Annotated in this window: 17 protein-coding genes; 8 read left to right on the top strand and 9 right to left on the bottom strand. The window is 73.4% G+C overall.

Features of this window, described 5'->3' with window-relative positions:
- Positions 1-59: 59 nt before the first annotated feature.
- Entirely contained in the window at positions 60-2828 is a 2769-nt protein-coding gene (locus IE295_RS04375; protein ID WP_190062058.1) for a helix-turn-helix transcriptional regulator, read from the bottom strand.
- 343 nt (positions 2829-3171) lie between these two features.
- On the opposite strand from IE295_RS04375, the gene IE295_RS04370 reads away from it, so the two are divergent.
- Positions 3172-3948, top strand: coding sequence for a 4'-phosphopantetheinyl transferase family protein (locus IE295_RS04370; protein ID WP_190062057.1), 777 nt, complete (start codon positions 3172-3174; stop codon positions 3946-3948).
- 57 nt (positions 3949-4005) lie between these two features.
- On the opposite strand, the gene IE295_RS04365 is transcribed toward IE295_RS04370, so the two are convergent.
- Complete coding sequence (locus IE295_RS04365) at positions 4006-5652, bottom strand: TROVE domain-containing protein (RefSeq protein ID WP_190062056.1); 1647 nt, start codon at positions 5650-5652, stop codon at positions 4006-4008.
- A 169-nt stretch (positions 5653-5821) separates the two neighbouring features.
- Complete coding sequence (locus IE295_RS04360; protein WP_190062055.1) at positions 5822-6418, bottom strand: DUF4352 domain-containing protein; 597 nt, start codon at positions 6416-6418, stop codon at positions 5822-5824.
- A 249-nt stretch (positions 6419-6667) separates the two neighbouring features.
- Between IE295_RS04360 and IE295_RS04355 the strand changes: the two genes are divergently transcribed.
- On the top strand, positions 6668-6874 hold the full coding sequence (locus IE295_RS04355) for a hypothetical protein (RefSeq protein ID WP_190062054.1): 207 nt from the start codon (positions 6668-6670) through the stop codon (positions 6872-6874).
- 22 nt (positions 6875-6896) lie between these two features.
- Here IE295_RS04355 and IE295_RS04350 read toward each other — a convergent pair whose 3' ends face one another.
- A complete protein-coding gene (locus IE295_RS04350; protein WP_190062053.1) occupies positions 6897-8123 on the bottom strand; it encodes an acyl-CoA dehydrogenase family protein in 1227 nt (408 codons plus the stop codon).
- A gap of 150 nt (positions 8124-8273) precedes the next feature.
- On the opposite strand from IE295_RS04350, the gene IE295_RS04345 reads away from it, so the two are divergent.
- Positions 8274-8918, top strand: a complete 645-nt coding sequence (locus tag IE295_RS04345) for a TetR/AcrR family transcriptional regulator (RefSeq protein WP_190062052.1) — start codon at positions 8274-8276, stop codon at positions 8916-8918.
- A gap of 42 nt (positions 8919-8960) precedes the next feature.
- Here IE295_RS04345 and def read toward each other — a convergent pair whose 3' ends face one another.
- A complete protein-coding gene (gene def / locus IE295_RS04340; protein ID WP_190062051.1) occupies positions 8961-9506 on the bottom strand; it encodes a peptide deformylase in 546 nt (181 codons plus the stop codon).
- 167 nt (positions 9507-9673) lie between these two features.
- Here def and IE295_RS04335 point away from each other — a divergent pair, with 167 nt between their 5' ends.
- The 5 genes from IE295_RS04335 to IE295_RS04315 all read left to right on the top strand — a co-directional run bounded on the left by IE295_RS04335 (position 9674) and on the right by IE295_RS04315 (position 14127).
- Entirely contained in the window at positions 9674-10912 is a 1239-nt protein-coding gene (locus IE295_RS04335) for a Mur ligase family protein (RefSeq protein ID WP_190062050.1), read from the top strand.
- 31 nt (positions 10913-10943) lie between these two features.
- A complete protein-coding gene (locus tag IE295_RS04330) occupies positions 10944-11672 on the top strand; it encodes a type 1 glutamine amidotransferase (RefSeq protein ID WP_086570124.1) in 729 nt (242 codons plus the stop codon).
- Between the two features lie 118 nt (positions 11673-11790).
- A complete protein-coding gene (locus IE295_RS04325; RefSeq protein ID WP_190062049.1) occupies positions 11791-12816 on the top strand; it encodes a 6-phosphofructokinase in 1026 nt (341 codons plus the stop codon).
- Between the two features lie 90 nt (positions 12817-12906).
- Positions 12907-13860, top strand: a complete 954-nt coding sequence (locus IE295_RS04320; protein ID WP_190062048.1) for a cytochrome c oxidase assembly protein — start codon at positions 12907-12909, stop codon at positions 13858-13860.
- 108 nt (positions 13861-13968) lie between these two features.
- Complete coding sequence (locus tag IE295_RS04315; protein ID WP_179198899.1) at positions 13969-14127, top strand: hypothetical protein; 159 nt, start codon at positions 13969-13971, stop codon at positions 14125-14127.
- 36 nt (positions 14128-14163) lie between these two features.
- Here the strand turns inward: IE295_RS04315 and IE295_RS04310 are convergent, their stop codons facing one another.
- The 4 genes from IE295_RS04310 to ureG all read right to left on the bottom strand — a co-directional run bounded on the left by IE295_RS04310 (position 14164) and on the right by ureG (position 18054).
- Positions 14164-14571 carry an SSI family serine proteinase inhibitor gene (locus IE295_RS04310; protein ID WP_190062047.1) on the bottom strand — a complete coding sequence of 136 codons (408 nt, stop codon included), beginning with the start codon at positions 14569-14571 and terminating at the stop codon, positions 14164-14166.
- Between the two features lie 206 nt (positions 14572-14777).
- Positions 14778-16340 (bottom strand): alpha/beta hydrolase, encoded by a 1563-nt coding sequence (locus tag IE295_RS04305; protein WP_190062399.1) that lies wholly within the window; start codon positions 16338-16340, stop codon positions 14778-14780.
- A 215-nt stretch (positions 16341-16555) separates the two neighbouring features.
- The gene (locus IE295_RS04300) at positions 16556-17356 is read right to left on the bottom strand and encodes an urease accessory protein UreD (protein WP_190062398.1); all 801 of its coding nucleotides are present in this window, start codon (positions 17354-17356) and stop codon (positions 16556-16558) included.
- The gene (gene ureG, locus IE295_RS04295) at positions 17353-18054 is read right to left on the bottom strand and encodes an urease accessory protein UreG (RefSeq protein ID WP_190062046.1); all 702 of its coding nucleotides are present in this window, start codon (positions 18052-18054) and stop codon (positions 17353-17355) included. The genes IE295_RS04300 and ureG overlap by 4 nt, the downstream gene beginning before the upstream one ends.
- Between the last annotated feature and the right edge of the window lie 4 nt (positions 18055-18058).

The following is an 18058-nucleotide window of genomic DNA, read 5'->3' as shown; positions in this document are numbered from 1 at the left end:
CTCGTGGCTGTGCGCTGCCGGTGCGGCGACCGGGACGGGAGCGGGAGCGGGGGCCCCGGTCACACGGGAAGGGGCGGACCGTATCCGCCGAGGCCGCCGGGCAGGTCGGCGCGGCCGCGCACGGCGAGTTTGCGGTAGACGTTGGTCAGGTGCATCTCCACCGTGCGGGGGGTGATGAAGAGCGCCTCGGCGATCGCCTTGTTGGTCACTCCGCCCTGGGCGAGGGCGGCGATGCGGCGCTCGCTGCCGGTGAGGGAGTCGAGCGGGCTGGCGGCGAGCCGGCGCATCCGGCCGCCGGCGGTGACGAGCGCGCCGCGGGCGGCGGCACCGAGGGCCTGGTAGCCGCAGCGGGTGGCCCCTTCGATGGCCTGGCGCAGGTGGCGGCGGGCGGCGTGGGCGTCGCCGTGGGCGAGGAGGGACCGGCCCAGCAGGTAGGCGGCCTTGGCGTGTTCGAGGCGGGCGGGGGACCGGGCGAGGACGTCCGCGGCCTCGGCGAGCAGGTCGATGCGGGCCCGGCCCGTGGCGGCCGCGGCCGAGGCCATCAGACCGGTGCCCAGCGCGCGGGGGGTTCCCCAGCGGCGGATGCGAGGTGTCACCCGCTCGACGATGTCGCGGGCCTCTCCGGGGCGGCCCAGGCGGGCGAGGGTGGTGGCGGCCGGCAGCCACCAGGGGGCGAGCACGGGATTGCCCACGCGGGCCTCGTCCAGGCTGCGTCCGCAGCGCAGCCACAGCTCGAGGGCGCCTTCGAGGTCGCCGAGTTCGCGGCGGACGCGGCCCTGGGCGTAGAGGTAGTGGTGCCATTCCCAGATGTGCCGGTCCGTGTCCCGGGGGACGATGCGGCCGAGGGCGGCCGCGGCCTCCTCGGTCCTGCCCTGGGTGAGCAGGGCGGTGCCCAGGGCGATGTGCGGCATGGACGAGCGGGCGGTGCGTTCGCTGCGGGCGGCGGCCTCGACGGCGGCCCGCGCGTCGCGGACGGCAGCGTCGACGTCACCGGTGTCGTGCCGGGTCAGGGAGCGTCCGGCCAGCGCGGAGACGTACATCCACGGCTCGTAGCGGGCCCGGGTGTCGCGCAGCGAGCGCTCGAGCCCGGCGAGGGCCTCGTCCACCTCGTCGGCGAGCCCGAGGACCAGGGAGGAGCCGAACACCCACCAGCCGGCGGGTGGGTTCGGCTCCTCCACCCGCAGGGCCCGCCGGGCCAGTTCCGCCGCCCGGCCGGCCGGGCGGCCCTCGAGGGCGGCGAAGGCGCTCAGGGCGGACAGCAGCCGCCGTTCGGCGGGGGTGTCGCCGTGCGGGACGGGCCAGGCCGCGGCCCGCTCGCGCACGCCCGCCATGGCGGCCTTGTCGTTGACGGCGGTGACCAGCAGGGCGGCCCGGACGGAGGTGCGCAGCTCCCGGCCGGCCGGGGTGGGGCCGGCCTCGCCGGGCAGTTCGTCGAGTACGCGCTCCAGCGCCCGTACGGCGTCGGGGGCGCCGTGGGTGCCGAGGGCGGCCATGCCGTACTCCACGGCGATGGGCGCCCGTTCACGGGGGCCGGCGGCGGCGTCGAGGGCCTGGCGCAGGTGGCGCAGGGAGGTGGCCGGGGAGAGCGGCGCCGCCGCTCTGGCGAGTTCGAGGCGTATCTCGTGGCGCTGGGCGTCGTCGGGTCCGGCGTCCAGGGCGCGCCGCAGGTAACGGACGGCGGCCTCGGTGGTGCCGCGGCAGCGGGCCCCGGCGGCGGCCTCGCGCAGGACGGCGAGCATCCAGGGCTCGTCGAGGCGTTCCAGGGGCACCAGTTGGTCGGCCACCTCGGTGGCGGGCCGGCCGGCGTCGTTGAGCACCCGCGCGGCATTCACGCGCAGGTGCCGCAGCTCGGCCGGGGGCAGGTCGGCGAGGACGGCGGCGCGTACGGGGGCGCACATGACGCCGGGCGCGCCCGCTTCGCCGGGGGCGACGACCTCGCCGCGGCGCAGGGTCTCGAGGGCGGCCCTGGTCCGGTGCCCGCTCACTCCGCAGAGCACGGACAGCAGGTCGGCGTCGGCCCGGCCGAGGACGGCCAGGGCGCGGGCGATCTGCCGTACGTGGCGGGGGTGGCCGGCCAGGCGGTCGGGGACCGAGGAGGCGACGGCGCCCTCGACGGCGGCGGCCACGCGGTGCGCGCCGGCGGCGTCGGGGCGCACCCCGCTCTCGCGCAGCGAGGTGAGCAGCCGGTGGAGCAGCTGCGGGTTGCCGCCGGTGACGTCGGCGCAGCGGCGGACGAAGCGGTCGTCGGGGCGCTCGCCGAGGGCGCGGGTCACCAGGCGGGCGATGGCGGCGGCGTCGAGCGGGCCGAGTTCCATCAGGGTGCAACGGCCCTGGCCGAGCATCTCGGCGAGGACGCCCGCGCCGGGCCCGCCGCAGTCCGTGCGCTGGGCCAGCAGCAGGAACAGCGGCCGGGCGGCTGCCCTGCGCAGGACGAAGTCGACGCGCCTGAGGGTGGCTTCGGCGCACCACTGGGCGTCGTCGAGGACGAACGCGAGGGGTCCGTCGGCCAGGAGGGCGCTGACGTGTCCGTAGAGGCGCCGGTGGGCGGCATACGGGTCGCGGGCCGGCCCGGCGGGGCCGCGGGGGGCGTGCTCGTCGGTGACGCGGGGGGCCGTGTGCCGGCGGACGGTGACGCCCTCGGAGCGCAGGTGGTCGGCGACGGCGGTCAGGAGGCTGGTCCTGCCGATGCCGGCGGGGCCGCGGACCAGGACCGCCCGTGCGCCGCCGGCCCGGGCGCGGGTGGCGAGGGCGGTCAGGGTGCGGAGCTCGGCGTCGCGTCCGGGGAGGTGCCGGGATGCGCCTGGATGTGTGTGGAAGCTGACCGCCAAGGCGTTCCCTCTTTCGTGAAGTCCGCATTCGACCTCTGGTGATCGCCGCGCCAAGGCACGGCAGCGGGTGCCGACTTGGACGGTCAAGATCGGAAACGACGGTAACAGTACACCTCATGGCGACCCATCACGTTTGAGCCAGAATGCGGCCGGGTGATGGCCGAAGTGGGACGCGGGGTCGCCGTCACCTCACTGTCCGTACCCACCCGATCGTCGATGTCAACGTACTTACGCTTCTTTGCATATAGAGCCCAAAAATGAACGTCCCATGCGGTGCTGATATCTGACAGACATATGACTCCTGTACGCTGCGGCGTTCGTCACCGAAAGACCGGAGCGACCTGTGCAGCTACACCTGGACCACTCCGCCACCCGCCCGGGCCACGCCGCCGACGTCCCCTGGCCGCAGCGCCTCGACCGGCCGGCCGAAGGCGCCCTCGACCTATGGCTGTTGCACGCCCCCGACCCGTGGCTGAACTCCGCGGCCCTCGACCTCTCGCCGCTGAACGCGGAGGAGCGCCGCCGGGCGGACGCGTTCGTCCACGCCCTCGACCGCGCCAAGTACGCGACCGCCCACCTGATGCTGCGCAGGCTGCTGGGCGCCTATCTGGACGTACCGGCCGGGGACGTGGAGTTCACGCGGGAGGCCTGCCCCGGCTGCGGCGAGCCGCACGGCAGGCCCGCCGTCGCCGCCCCCGGCGCCCCGCACTTCTCCCTGTCGCACGGCGGCAATCTCGTCCTGGTCGGCATCGCCGCCGCCCCCGTGGGCGTGGACACCGAGCAGGTCCCGGCCGCGCACACCGTCACCGAGGTCTCCACGGCCCTGCACCCCGCCGAGCGCCGGGAGATCATGGCCGCGCCCGCGGTCCGCCGGCCGGCGGTCTTCACCCGGCTGTGGGTGCGCAAGGAGGCCTACCTCAAGGGCCTCGGCACCGGCCTCGGCCGCTCCCCCGACCTCGACTACCTCGGCAACGGCGGCCCCGGCACCCCCGCCTGGCCCGCCGGCTGGACGATCGTCGACGTGCCCGTCGGCGCCGGTCACGCCGCGGCGGCGGTGCGCGGCGAGCTCCACAGCCGCTACGACGTCAGGCGGCTCGACCCCAAGGGCCTCACCGCCTGAGCCATGGGCCGCCGTTCGTGCCGGCCGCCGCCCGTGTCGTCGTTGCGCGAAGGGCGGTCAGCCCAGTCGGCGCGCGGCCGGGCGGCCGTCCTCCCAGGGCCAGCGTGCCGTCCGCCCGGCCTCCAGCAGCGGGATCATGCGGAAGGCCGCGTCGGTCAGCCCGCCGAACGCGTGGCGGTTGTCCCCGCCCGAGGGCGCGGCGCCGGCCCGGTAGCCCGCCATGTTCCACATGTACACCGGCACATGGCGGGGCACCAGGTCGTCGATGCGCGTCTCTGGCATGCCCCCGTGGCCATGGGCGTTGGAGGGCAGCCAGCCCGCCCGGGTCTGCTCGTCCGTCACGACCACGATGCGGTCGTGTCCCGCGAAGTGCCGCCGCACCGCCAGCGGGATGTCCGTGCCGTCGATCTGCCCGAAGCGCTCCACGAGCCGCAGCACGCTCGAGCCGCGCGGCACCTCGAGGGCGTTGCTGCGCATGCCGAACTCCACCAGCGTGGGGTCGGCGGCCCGCAGCGCCAGCGCGGCGCCGAAGACGGCGGCCTGCTCGGCGAGCGTGATGTCCGAGGTGTTCGGGGTGGAGAACCCGTAGCCGGGGAACATCGACGGCGAGCGGTCGACGAGGATCAGCGTCCGGCCGGGCAGCGCGGGCACGTGGGCCAGCGAGGCGGCCAGCGCCTTCTCCAGCGCGTGCCCCCAGCGCAGCGAGTGGGTGTGCTTGTACGCCGCCCAGAAACGGAACGGGAACATCCGGGAGCGGGCGACCTCCTCCGGGTCGGCGATGCGCGCGGCCACGCGCTCGGCGGCCGCGTCGCCCACCCCGGCCTCGTCGAAGTTGCGGAGGTTGCGGACGAGCGCCATCAGCCCCATGGAGGGGATGGCGGCCTCCCACGCGGCCGCGTCCATCGGCCCCTGCAGCCAGCCGGCCAGGGCCTCCCACGTCATGCCCGCCTCCCGCAGCCGCTCCCCGGCCTCCGGCCGCGACAGCAGCGCCCGGCGCTCGGCGACCGGGAGCGCCAGCAGCGCGGCCCGCGCCCGCAGCACCGGCAGGCCTTCGGGTATCTCCTCGTCCCGGCCCATCCGGCGGTCGAGGGCGTGCCGGAACAGCTCGCCCTGCCACGGCTTGCCTGCGGCGGGCGCGGGGTGGGTGAGGTTGAGCACGTCGCCGAAGCGGTAGGCCTTGCCGGCCGTGTCGTACTTGAGCAGGGACCGCTCGGTGTAGAGCCGGCGCACCGCGTCGGCGATGCCGCGCTTGACCGGCTTGGGCACGGTGCGGCCGTGCACGGAGGTCCAGTAGCCGAGCATCTCGCCGGGCTCGTCGGCCCGTTGCAGCACCGCGTCGACCGCCTGCCGGGAGTGGCCGGGCAGCTGCCGGCGGACGCGCTCGGCGGCGAACTCCGCCGCCCCGACCAGGGCCGCGGTGCGCATGTTCGCCGCACCGCGCAGCCAGCGCAGGAACGCCAGCGTCCACTCGGGGTCCTCGACGGCCAGTTCCCTCACCAGGCGGGAATAGCGCTCGTCCCGGTCCCCGGCCTTCTCGTAGAAGGTGTCCGTGCCGACGAGATTGCCGACGGCGAGCAGGAAGAGCTCGCTCCGGGCGTCGCGGGCGTATCCGGTGGCGCCCTCGTGATTGGGCGGGCGCTCCCCGGTGGAGGTGACGGGCGAGGCGGGAGCCGCCTTGCCGCTGCGGGCGTTGAAACGGGCCATGGGAATTCCGTCGGCAGGCCTCCCGAGATCAGGTCGGGGCCGGCGCTTTCACCACAAGAAGGAGCCGGACCCTGCGCACCGGGAGGTGGTTCGCTGGGTTGTCGCCTCACCTTAGGGGTGAGGCCATGGCCGCCGCCCGCCATTTATCGTCGCGGGCGGCGACCCCGCGTCACTTGGCCACGGTCCACTGGCCGGTCTCCTGGGCGTACCCGGAATCCGGCGTGAACGTCACGGACTTGGGCTTGCCGTTCTCGGGCACGGAGACGACGACGTAACCGAGGGCCTTCTCGCCCGCCTTGAGCTTGACGGAGGCCGGCATGTTGGGGCCGGCGGTGGTCTCGCCGATGGAGTGGGTGAAGTTCTGCCCCTGGTCGTCGATGACCTTCACGCCGTTGGCCGGGCTGTCGTCGTACAGGGCCTGGCCGGTGTTGACGATCTCGAACTGGGCGGCGACCCAGCGCTTGCCCGCCTTCGGCTGCATGTACTTGTTGTTGCTCTTGGCCGGGTCGGTCCAGTTCTTGAGCGTGACCGAGATCTGGGCGCCGTTCTTGGCCTTGAGCTTGGCGGTGCCGCCGACGGCGAGGTCGCCGCCCTTGTCGCCCTTGTCGCCGCCCTTGTCCGGGGCGGGCGCCGGGTCCTTGGGCGCCTGGCTGGGTGCCGCGCTCGCGTTGTTGTCCGGCTTGGCGTCGACACCGTCGCTGTTGCAGGCGGTGGCGGTGGCCGCGATCGCGATGACGATCGCGGCGGTGCTGAGCTGACGACGCATGATGATGGTTCCCCCGTGGTGGTGCTTGTTTGACGTGCACATTCTTACCCGCCCAGCCCGGCCGGACCGGCCCGGAGAGCGTCCTGTGGGGCTCCTGTGACAGTCGAGTGATCAAACCGTGGCAGCCCCCACCCCCACAGCGGGACGAATCAGGAACTACCGGAAACACCCCACCGGAAGCGCCCCACGGGAAACCCGGCGCCCGGGGCCACGGATGCGTCCGCACCCGTCCGGGCGCAGGCTGGAGGTATGTCTGCGCGGATAGTGGTCCACCCGCCGTCGCCGTCCGGCGGCCGGTGGGTGACGGACGGGGCGGAGACGCTCGGCAGGGCCTACGGAGTCGTCGACGTCCTCGAGTTCCTGCGCCGGGCCGGGGTGGACACGGAGGATCTCCGGCTCGACGACCCGCACGTGATCGAGTGGCTCGGGGGCGGCCCCGGGGTCTGGTGGCCCTGAGGACGGGTGCCGCCCCCGGCCCCTACCGGATCGGCATCCCCGACAGCGTCCGGGCGATGACCAGCCGCTGGATCTCGCTCGTGCCCTCGAAGATCGTGTAAATGGCCGCGTCCCGGTGCATCCGCTCCACCGGGTACTCGCGGGTGTAGCCGTTGCCACCGAGGATCTGCATGGCCTGGGCGGTGACCTTCTTGGCCGTCTCGCCCGCGAAGAGCTTGGACATCGACCCCTCGGCCGCCGTGAAGGGCCTGCCCGCGCTCGCCATCCAGGAGGCCCGCCAGACCAGCAGGCGGGCGGCGTCGATGCGGGTGCGCATGTCGGCGAGCTGGAAGGCGACGCCCTGGTTGTCGATGATCGGACGGCCGAACTGCACCCGGGTCCTGGCGTAGTCCAGGGCGACCTCGTACGCGGCGCGGGCGATGCCGACGGCCTGGGCGCCCACCGCGGGGCGGGACGCCTCGAAGGTGGCCATGGCGGCGTTGCCGCCCCGTTCGCCGCCGCCGGCGGCCCGTTCCCGGGCGCGGGCCAGGCGCTCGTCGAGCTTCTCCTTGCCGCCGAGCAGGCAGTGGCCGGGGACGCGGACGTCCCGCAGGACCACCTCCGCGGTGTGGGAGGCGCGGATGCCGTGCTTCTTGAACTTCTGGCCCTGCGCGAGCCCGGGGGTGCCGGGCGGGACGACGAAGGAGGCGTGGCCGCGGGCACCGAGGGCGGGGTCGACCACGGCGACGACGACGTGGACGTCGGCGATCCCCCCGTTGGTCGCCCAGGTCTTGACGCCGTTCAGCACCCATTCGTCCTTCGCCCCGTCGTACACGGCACGGGTGCGCATCGCGGCGACGTCGGAGCCGGCGTCGGGCTCGGAGGAGCAGAAGGCCGCGATCTTCACGTCGTTCGCGTCACCGTACATCTGGGGCACCCAGGTGCCGATCTGCTCGTCGGTGCCGTTGGTGAAGACGCTGATCGCGGCGAGGCCGGTGCCGGCGATCGCCAGCCCCAGTCCCGCGTCGCCCCAGAAGAGCTCCTCCAGGGTGAGGGGAACGCCCAGTCCCGTGGGGTCGAGGAACTGCTGGGCGTAGAAGTCCAGGGAGTACAGCCCGATCCGGGCGGCCTCGCGCACCACGGGCCAGGGGAATTCCTCGCGTTCGTCCCACTCGGCGGCGGCGGGGCGCATGACGTCGGCGGCGAATCCGTGGATCCAGTCGCGCACGGTTTTCTGGTCGTCGTTCAACTCCAGCGCGAACTCCCCCATGGGGCCCCTCCCGGCGCTCATTACCTGCGGTAACATGAGTCTGTTACTCGTCAGTAGTAAAGTCAACTCCCCCGGCCTGCGAATCCGCTCCGTGGAGCGAGTGTTACTTTGCGCAGGCATTTTGAATCACTGGGCGGGGAGGCACGTCTGATGGAGACCAGTCAGCGGGACGAGCAGCAGCGGGCGGCGGAACAGCGGCGCAGGGAGCTGCTGGAGGCCGCGGACCGAGTGGTGCTGCGGGACGGGCCGGGAGCGTCGATGAACGCGATCGCCGCCGAGGCGGGGATCACCAAGCCGATCCTCTACCGCCACTTCGGCGACAAGGGCGGCCTCTACCGGGCGCTGGCCGCCCGGCACACCGACGCGCTGCTGGCCGGCCTGCGCGCGGCGCTGGACGCCCCCGCGGAACGGCGCCGGCGGGTCGAGACGACCCTGGACGCCTACCTCGCGGCGATAGAGGCGCGCCCGCAGGTCTACCGCTTCCTGATGCACCCCGCCGACGAGGGCGCGCCCGCCGAGCACGGCTTCGACGTGGGCCGGCACTCCGCGCCCCTGCTGCGGCGCATGGGCGAGGAGCTGGCCCAGGTCATAGCCGAGCGGGTCGACCTGGGCCCGGACGGGGAGGAGCTGGCCCGCGCCTGGGGCCACGGCATCGTCGGCATGATGCACGCGGCCGGCGACTGGTGGCTGCGCGAGCGTCCGTTCGAGCGCGGTCTGCTGGTCCGCCACCTGGCCGACCTGCTGTGGGGACGGCTGGCGACCTCGGGCGACCTGCCGGGCGGACCGGGGTTCTGAGGTACGCGGGGGCGTGCGGCGCCGGGGGCCTTCGGCTTCCGGCTACCCGGCGACCGCCCACGGCGCCCGCCGCGCCGCACGCAGCGCCCGCCGGCGCCGCAGCCCCGTCAGGTGATCGAGGTACAGGCCGCCCTCGAGGTGGTCGCACTCGTGCTGCAGGCACCGCGCGAAGAACCCGGTGCCGCTGACCCGCACGGCGGCGCCGTCCATCGTGAAGCCCTCGACGACGGCCTCGTCGAAGCGGGGCGTGCCCGCCTCGATGCCGGGCACGGACAGGCACCCCTCGGGTCCGCGGACGGTGATTCCCTCGGCGGCCACCAGCCGCGGATTGACCAGGTGTCCCAGATGGCGCCGGTCCTCGTCGTCGGGGCAGTCGTACACGAAGACCCTCAGCGGCACGCCGATCTGGTTGGCGGCGAGCCCCACCCCGCCGTGCGCGTACATGGTCGCGAACAGGTCCTCGACGAGCCCGGCCAGGGCCCCGTCGAACTCCGTGACCTCTTCGCAGGGTGCGGAAAGACCCCGGTCGCCGAGCAGCCGCATGGGCCGCACGTGTCCTGAACTGCCGGGAATCGTGCCTCTTCGCATGGGCCCAAGGGTACGTTCAGCTGATGGTGGGTTCGGGCCCACGGCCGGATCTCGATAGGCTGATCCCCGACCGAAGCCTCCTGGCGGCGATTCGGCACGGAGGGGGCGTTCCACCGGCTGACCAGGTAAACAGGCGCGGCGCCGGAAGCAATGGAGGATCTAGGACGATGGCAGGCAACTCGGGGCCGCTGTCGCCGCGGGCCAAGCTGGCCGTGACGGCGGGCAAGGCGGCCGCGGCAGTGTCGCGCGCCGCGGGCCGTGGCAGCGGGTCGGTGATCGGCGGCAAGGTCGCGCTCAAGCTCGACCCCGACCTGCTGGCCCGGCTGGCAACCCACCTGGACGTGATCCTGGTGTCGGCCACCAACGGCAAGACGACCACGACGCGACTGATCGCCGAGGCCCTGCGGGCCAGCGGTCCGGTGGTGTCGAACGCGCTGGGCGCGAACATGCCCGCGGGCATCACCTCCGCCCTGGCGGGCGGCTCGGACGCGCGCTACGGCGTGATCGAGGTGGACGAGAAGTACCTGGCGGGCGTCGCGCGCGACACCTCGCCCAAGGCCATAGCGCTGCTGAACCTCTCGCGCGACCAGCTGGACCGCGCCGCGGAGACCCGCATGCTGGCCGAGAAGTGGCGCGAGGGCCTGGCCGGCACCAAGGCCGTGGTGATCGCCAACGCGGACGACCCGCTGATCGTGTGGGCGGCCTCGTCCTCGCAGAACGTGGTGTGGGTCGCGGCCGGCCAGGAGTGGAAGGACGACGCCTGGTCGTGCCCCTCCTGTGGTGGTGTGATGCAGCGCCCGGGCGACGACTGGTTCTGCGGCGAGTGCGGCTTCAGGCGGCCCACCCCGAGCTGGGCGCTGTCGGGCGACTACGTCCTCGACCCGCACGGCTCCGCGTGGCCCATCCACCTGCAGCTGCCGGGCCGGGCCAACAAGGCCAACGCCACCACCTCGGCCGCCGTGGCCGCGACCTTCGGCGTGCCGCCGCAGGTGGCGCTGGAGCGGATGTACCAGGTGCAGGCCGTGGCCGGCCGGTACGACGTGGTGAACTTCCTCGGCCGTGAGGTGCGGCTGCTGCTGGCGAAGAACCCGGCCGGCTGGCTGGAGACGTTCTCGCTGATCGACGGGCCGCCGGCGCCGGTGATCCTGTCGGTGAACGCCCGCGGCGCGGACGGCACCGACACCTCCTGGCTGTGGGACGTGGACTACACCCGCCTCGCCGGACACCCGATCATGGTCATCGGCGACCGCAAGCTGGACCTCGCGGTCCGCCTCGAGGTCGCGGGCGTGGACTTCCGGGTCTGCGAGACCGTCGACGAGGCCGTGCAGATGGCCCCGCCCGGCAAGATCGAGGTCATCGCCAACTACACGGCGTTCCAGGACATCCGCCGCCGCGTAGGCAACTAGGCCCACGGACAGCACGACAAGGATTGTGAGCATGAGCCAGAACAGTCTGCGTGTGGTGTGGGTCTACCCCGACCTGCTCAGCACCTACGGCGACCAGGGCAACGTCCTGGTCCTGGAGCGGCGCGCCCACCAGCGCCGCCTGGACGTCCAGCGCGTCGACGTCCGCTCCGACCAGCAGATCCCCACCTCCGGGGACATCTACCTGATCGGCGGCGGTGAGGACCGTCCGCAGCGGCTGGCGGCCGAGCGGCTGCGCCGCGACGGCGGCCTGAACCGGGCCGTCGCCAACGGCGCGATCGTCTTCTCGGTCTGCGCCGGCTACCAGATCCTGGGCCACGAGTTCATCAACGACCTGGGCCAGCGCGAGCAGGGCCTGGGGCTGCTGGACGTCATCAGCACCCGTGGCGAGGGCGAGCGCTGCGTCGGCGACGTGCTCGCCGACATCGACCAGCCGCTCGGCCTGCCGCCGCTGACCGGCTTCGAGAACCACCAGGGCATCACCCACCTCGGCCCGACGGCCCGCCCGTTCGCCCGGGTGCGCTTCGGCAACGGCAACGGCACGGGCGACGGCACCGAGGGCGCGTACAACGACACCGTCTTCGGTACGTACATGCACGGCCCGGTCATGGCGCGTAATCCGCACATCTCGGACATGCTGATCAAGCTGGCGCTGGACGTCAACGCCCTGCCGCCGGTCGACGACCGCTGGTACGAGGCGCTGCGCGCCGAGCGGATCGCTGCGGCGACACAGCCCGCATAGCGGACGGTCGCGGTCCCCGTCACCCTCGGCGGTTAGGGTGGCGGGGATTACACCGGACGACGGGGTCCGGTCCGGTCTTTCGGCCCTCGCGGCCCCGAACGCAAAGGTCCCCCCTGTCATGCGTATCGGTGTACTCACCTCCGGCGGCGACTGCCCCGGTCTCAACGCCGTCATCCGCTCCGTCGTGCACCGCGCCGTGGTCGACCACGGCGACGACGTCATCGGCTTCCACGACGGCTGGCGCGGCCTGCTGGAGGCGGACTACCGCAAGCTCGACCTGGACGCCGTGGCCGGCGTCCTGGCCACCGGCGGCACCATCCTCGGCTCCTCGCGCGTACGGCCCGAGCAGCTGCGCGACGGCGTGGAGCGGGCCCGCGAGAACGTCGCGGCCCTCGGCCTGGACGCCGTCATCCCGATCGGCGGCGAGGGCACCCTCAAGGCGGCACGGCTGCTGTCGGACGCCGGGCTCCCCGTCGTGGGCGTGCCCAAGACCATCGACAACGACATCGCCTCGACCGATGTGACCTTCGGCTTCGACACCGCGGTGGGGGTGGCCACCGACGCCCTGGACCGCCTGAAGACCACCGCCGAGTCGCATCAGCGCGTCCTGATCGTCGAGGTGATGGGCCGGCACACCGGGTGGATCGCCCTCCAGTCGGGCATGGCCGCCGGCGCCCACGCGATCGTGGTGCCGGAACGTCCCTTCTCCATCGACGAGCTGACCGAGGTGGTCGGCAGGCGCTTCGCGGCGGGCAAGCGCTTCGCGATCGTCGTGGTCGCGGAGGGCGCGAAGCCGCGCCCCGGCTCCATGGACTTCGAGACCGGCGGCACGGACGTCTACGGGCACGAGCGGTTCGCCGGAGTGGCCCGTCAGCTGGCCGTGGAGCTGGAGCGGCGCCTGGGCAAGGAGGCGCGGCCGGTGATCCTGGGCCATGTGCAGCGGGGCGGCACGCCCACCGCGTACGACCGGGTGCTGGCCACCCGCTTCGGCTGGCACGCGGTGGAGGCGGCGCACCTGGGCGCGTTCGGGATGATGACGGCGCTGCGCGGCACGGACATCACTCTGGTGCCGCTGGCGGAGGCCGTAGAGCAGCTGAAGACGGTGCCGGCCGAGCGCTACGCCGAGCTCGACTGCGTGCTGTGACCTCCCGCGCGGTCCGCCCCCGGCCGTGGGGCGGACCCGGGGCGCCTCTACTCTGGTCCCGGCGCATCGGTGCGAAATGGGAGAGAGCGGATGGATCACAGCGGGCACGGCATGATGCATATGGACATGCCGCCGTTCACGCTGGAGCGGGGTCTGCAGTTCAGTAGCGAACCGTTCTTCATGATCGGCTGCCTGCTGGGGCTGGGCCTGTACGGCTGGGGCGTGGTGCGGCTGCGGCGGCGCGGGGACGCGTGGCCGTGGGGCCGGGTGGTGGCGTTCGCGGCCGGCGTGCTGAGCGTGGCGCTGGTGATGTGCACCAAGCTCAACGACTACGGCATGGTCATGTTCAGCGTGCACATGGTGCAGCACATGGTCATCAGCATGCTCTCCCCCATCCTGCTCCTGCTGGGCGCGCCCGTGACGCTGACGCTGCGGGCGCTGCCGGCGGCGGGGCGCGGCCGCCGGGGCCCGCGCGAGTGGCTGGTGTCGCTGCTGCACAGCCGCTACATGCGGGTGATCACGCACCCGGCGTTCACCATCCCGCTGTTCATCGCGAGCCTGTACGCCCTGTACTTCACCCCGCTCTTCGACTTCCTCATGGAGTCCAAGGTGGGGCACATCGGGATGATGGTGCACTTCCTGGCGGTGGGCCTGGTCTTCTTCTGGCCGATCATGGGCGTGGACCCGGGCCCGCACCGGCCCGGCTACGTGATGCGGATGCTGGAGCTGTTCGCCGGCATGCCCTTCCACGCGTTCTTCGGCATCGCGCTGATGATGGCCTCGGAGCCGATGATCGGCACCTACATGCACCCGCCGGCCTCGCTGGGCATCGACCCGCTGGACGACCAGCAGGCGGGCGGCGGCATCGCCTGGGCCTTCAGCGAGATCCCGTCCGTCGTGGTGCTGCTGGCGCTGGTCTACCAGTGGTACCGCTCGGAGCAGCGGCAGGCCAAGCGCAGCGACCGGGCCGCGGACCGGGACGGCGACAAGGAGCTCGCGGCCTACAACGCCTATCTGGCGTCGCTGAACACCCGGGGGCAGTGACCGCGGGGCGGTCTGCGGTATGGCGGTACGGACCGCGGCGGGGAGACGATGGTCTCCTGGCCGCGGTCCGCGCGTTTTAGCGCCCGGGCCGCCGTGAGGAGGTGCGGGATGCCCGGATCGGCGAAGACGATGGCTGCCCTGACGGTCGGCGCCCTGGTCCTGGTGACCGCCTATACGGTCACGATCGGCGGCGACGGGTGGCTGTGGTTCGCGTGGGTGGTGCTGGGCCTGACGACGATCGGAACGCTGGCGGCCCGCGGGACGTGAGCGGGACGTGAGGGGTGCCGGGGCCGGCCGGGGGCGTCAGAAGCGGAAGACGGGGCCGGTCGCGGCCTCGAGGGCGCAGGCGTTGGGATACGTCCTGCGCCAGGCGATCTGACCGCCCCGCCAGTCGCCGTCGGCGGACGCGACGACCGGGTCGTACTCCTTGGTGCAGGTGGCCGGGGGCTTCTCGGCGGCGACGGGCGGCCCGTCGGGCCGGCCCGCCGTCCGGCCGAGGTGCCGACAGGCCTCGGCGGCGTGCGGATGGTGGCCGCCGGGTCCCGGGCAGGCGAGCCGGACGCCGCGGATCCAGGTGTTCTGCGAGCCGGAGACCGTGAGGAAGAGCCGGCCCTCGTCCAGGGTGCGGGCGGTGGCCGGGGCCGTGGCCAGGGGCAGGGCGAGCAGGGCGGTCGCGGTCGCCGCCGCGGCCGTGCTGGTGCGTACGGACATGGTGTGCCTCCCGGGAAACGCTGCCGGGCCAGGGCACCGCGCGGCACCCGCGCGCGGCAAGCGGCCGCACGGGTGCCGTCCCCCGTGTGGGGGCCTCGGGCCACCCGGTTGGGCCCCCGGGGAGCCCGTACGCACGCACCCGGCCCCGCCGGTCTCCGAGGAGGGACCGACGGGGCCGGGCGCTTTTGGCTGTTGCCGTGTGCCGCTTACTTCGTGGCGGCCTTCGGCGGCTCGGGCGTGGCGTGCGGGGTGCAGGTCACGTCCGCGCCGCCCTCGAGCTTGCCGGTCAGGAGGTAGGCGTCGACGCGCTTGTTGACGCACGGGTTGGTCAGACCCGTGACGCCGTGCGAGCCGGCACCCTTCTCGGTGATCAGCTGGGAGCCGCGGAAGCGCTTGTGCAGCTCCACCGCGCCCGCGTACGGGGTGGCGGCGTCACGGTCGGCCTGCACGATGAGGGTCTGCGGCAGGCCCTTGTGCGTGGTGACCTCGAGGGGGTTGTACTGCGGGCCCTTCCACGTGGCGCAGGGCAGGTTCATCCAGGCGTTGGCCCAGGTCATGAACGGCGCCTGCTGGTGGATGCGGGTGTTGTCGCGGTCCCACTTGCGCCAGCTGGTGGGCCACTTGGCGTCGGCGCACTCGACCGCGGTGTAGACGGCGTTGCTGTTCTCGGAGGCGATGTTGCCGGCCTTGTCCGAGAGGTCGGGGCCGGCGGCCTCGACGAGCGCCTTCTCGTCACCGGCGCGGTACTTCTTCCAGGTCTCGGCGACCGGGACCCAGGAGCGGTCGTAGTACGCGGCGCCCTGGAAGTAGTTGATCAGCTCGGCCGGGCCGACGAGGCCGCCGATGGGCTGCTTCTTGGCGGCGGCGCGGAGCTTCTCCCACTCCTTCTGGACCTTGGCGCGGGTGTCGCCGATGTGGAAGACGGAGTCGTTCTTGGCGACCCACTCCTCCCAGTCCTTGAAGCGGCCCTCGAAGGCGATGTCCTGCTCGAGGTTGGCCTGGTACCAGATGTTGTCCCGGGCCGGGTTGACGACGCTGTCGACGATCATGCGCCGGACGTGGTTCGGGAAGAGGGTGCCGTAGACGGCGCCCAGGTAGGTGCCGTAGGAGACGCCGAGGTAGTTGAGCTTCTTGTCGCCCAGCGCGGCGCGGACGACGTCCACGTCACGGGCGGTGTTCGGCGTCGTGAGGTACGGCAGGAGGTCGCCGCTGCGCTCGGCGCAGCCGTCCGCGTACTCCTTGGCCAGCTTGCGCTGGGCGCGCTTGTCGGCCTCGCTCGAGGGCACCGGGTCGGCCTTGGGGGCCTTCACGAACTCCTGGGGGTCGACGCAGGAGATCGGGGCGGAGTGGCCCACGCCGCGCGGGTCGAAGCCGACGAAGTCGTACGCCTTCGCGATGTTGGCGTACAGCGGGTTGTTGGTCGTGACCCGCTTGGGGAAGGACAGGCCGGAGCCGCCGGGACCGCCGGGGTTGTAGACGAGGGAGCCCTGGCGCTCGCTCGCGGTGCCGGTGGACTTCGCCCGGTCGACGGCGATCTTGATGGTGCGGCCGTTGGGCTTGGCGTAGTCGACGGGAACGGTCACGAAGCCGCACTGGATCGGCTTGGCCAGACCCCAGTCGGCGGGACAGTCCTGCCACTTGACGCCCGTCTTGGCGGCCCGCTCGGCGGCGATCTTCACGCCCTTGGCCTCGGCCGCGCCACCGGGCACCGCCTGCGCGGCGCCGGCCGACGGGGCGGCCAGGAACCCGGCGACGAGCGCGCCCGCCATCACGGTGCCTGCCGCACCGGCTATCGCGTTTGGTCTCAAAGTAGGAATCCCCCTGCTGAGTGCGCCGCGGAGAGCGGCGGTGATCACGCGGTCTGCAGGGGGGATCCTTTCGTCTCCCATGCCACAAAGGACAGGGTGTAAGGGCGTTCTTTACTCATCCGTAAACATGACGAAACATCTAACGCCACTTGTGGCGGCGTTCGCCCCAACACCCTCTAAAACGCCCGGATTACGGCATTCAGCTGGGATAGCGCCGAATCCAGCACCTTGCGCAGCGCCAGTGCGTCCGGTGCGAGGGCGCTCACCACGACGGCCGGCCCGGCCAGGGGCGTCAGGGCGGCCGTGGGACCGAGCGCCCGGGGGGAGACCTGGCCCCCCTCGAAGGCGGGGTGGACGACGAGGAGTTGGCCCACGGCCCGGTGACCGCCGAGCACCGCGCCGCCGTCCCAGCCGCCCGGCGCCCCCGGCCCGTACGACAGCTCCTGGTCCAGCAGCGGGCGGCCCGCGCGACGGACGGTCAGCCGGGTGGTGAGCCGCCCGGTGCTCTCGCCCGCCCGGCCGAGCACCTGCTCCTCGCGCAGCACCAGGCAGGCGGTGGCGGCGAGTTCGACGTGAGTGGTCTGGCGCAGGTCGCTGCCGCGGGCGGAGATCAGCGGCTCGGGCAGCCAGCGCAGCGAGCCGCCGTCGCCGACGGTCAGCCGCGTGTCGTACGTGGCCGGCGCGCCCGTGCGCCCGGGCAGCGCGATCGTGGCCGCCGTGGTGGTGAAGCACAGCGCGGCGCCCGCCCCGACGTCCGCGGCGAGGGCGAGCCGGTCGCCGCCGAGCGGCGCGCTCATCGCGCCGACCAGGGCGACGCGCGCCTCGTGCCCGTACGAGCGCGGCCGGCGCAGCGCGAAGGGGCCCGCGCCCTCGAGGACGGGCAGGGCCGTGCCGCCCCTGCCGTCGGGGGCGGCGACGATCCGCGCGGCGGCCCGCAGCCCGGCGCCGGGCGCCGGCGCCGCGTCCGTGACCGTCACGGCGCCGTGGCCGTGGCCGTCCACGCGGCCAGCCGCTCGCGCACCCAGTCGCGCACCGGCGCCACGCCGTCCTCGGCGGCCAGGGACGTGAAGGCGACGGGCAGATCGCCGCGCTGGGCCTTCGCGTCGCGGGCCATGCCGGCCAGGTCGGCGCCGACGTAGGGCGCGAGGTCGGTCTTGTTGACGACCAGGAGGTCGGCGGTGGTGACGCCGGGGCCGCCCTTGCGGGGGATGTCGTCGCCGCCGGCGACGTCGATGACGAAGATCTGCGCGTCGACCAGGCCCTTGGAGAAGGTGGCGGTGAGGTTGTCGCCGCCGGACTCCACGAGGACGAGGTCCAGCGGACCGGTCCCGTCCTCGAGGTCCTCGACGGCCTCGAGGTTGGCGGAGATGTCGTCGCGGATCGCGGTGTGCGGGCAGGCGCCGGTCTCCACGGCCGTGATGCGCTCGGGCGGCAGCACGGCCTGGCGCAGCAGGAACTCGGCGTCCTCACGGGTGTAGATGTCGTTGGTGACGACGGCGATGGACACCTCCTCGCGCAGCGCCCGGCACAGGGCGGCGACGGTCGCGGTCTTCCCCGACCCCACGGGCCCGCCGAGCCCGATGCGCAGGGCACGCCGGGTGCCGTCGGGGCGCAGGGGGGAGGCGGCGCCGTAGGTGTGGCGGTGGGGATAGGTGGTGGGGTGGTCGAGGTGCATGGTC

The organism is Streptomyces griseocarneus (assembly GCF_014655595.1).
Taxonomy (GTDB): domain Bacteria; phylum Actinomycetota; class Actinomycetes; order Streptomycetales; family Streptomycetaceae; genus Streptomyces; species Streptomyces griseocarneus.
Note: the sequence above shows the minus strand (reverse complement) of the source record. Positions and strands in the feature narration are given on the sequence as shown.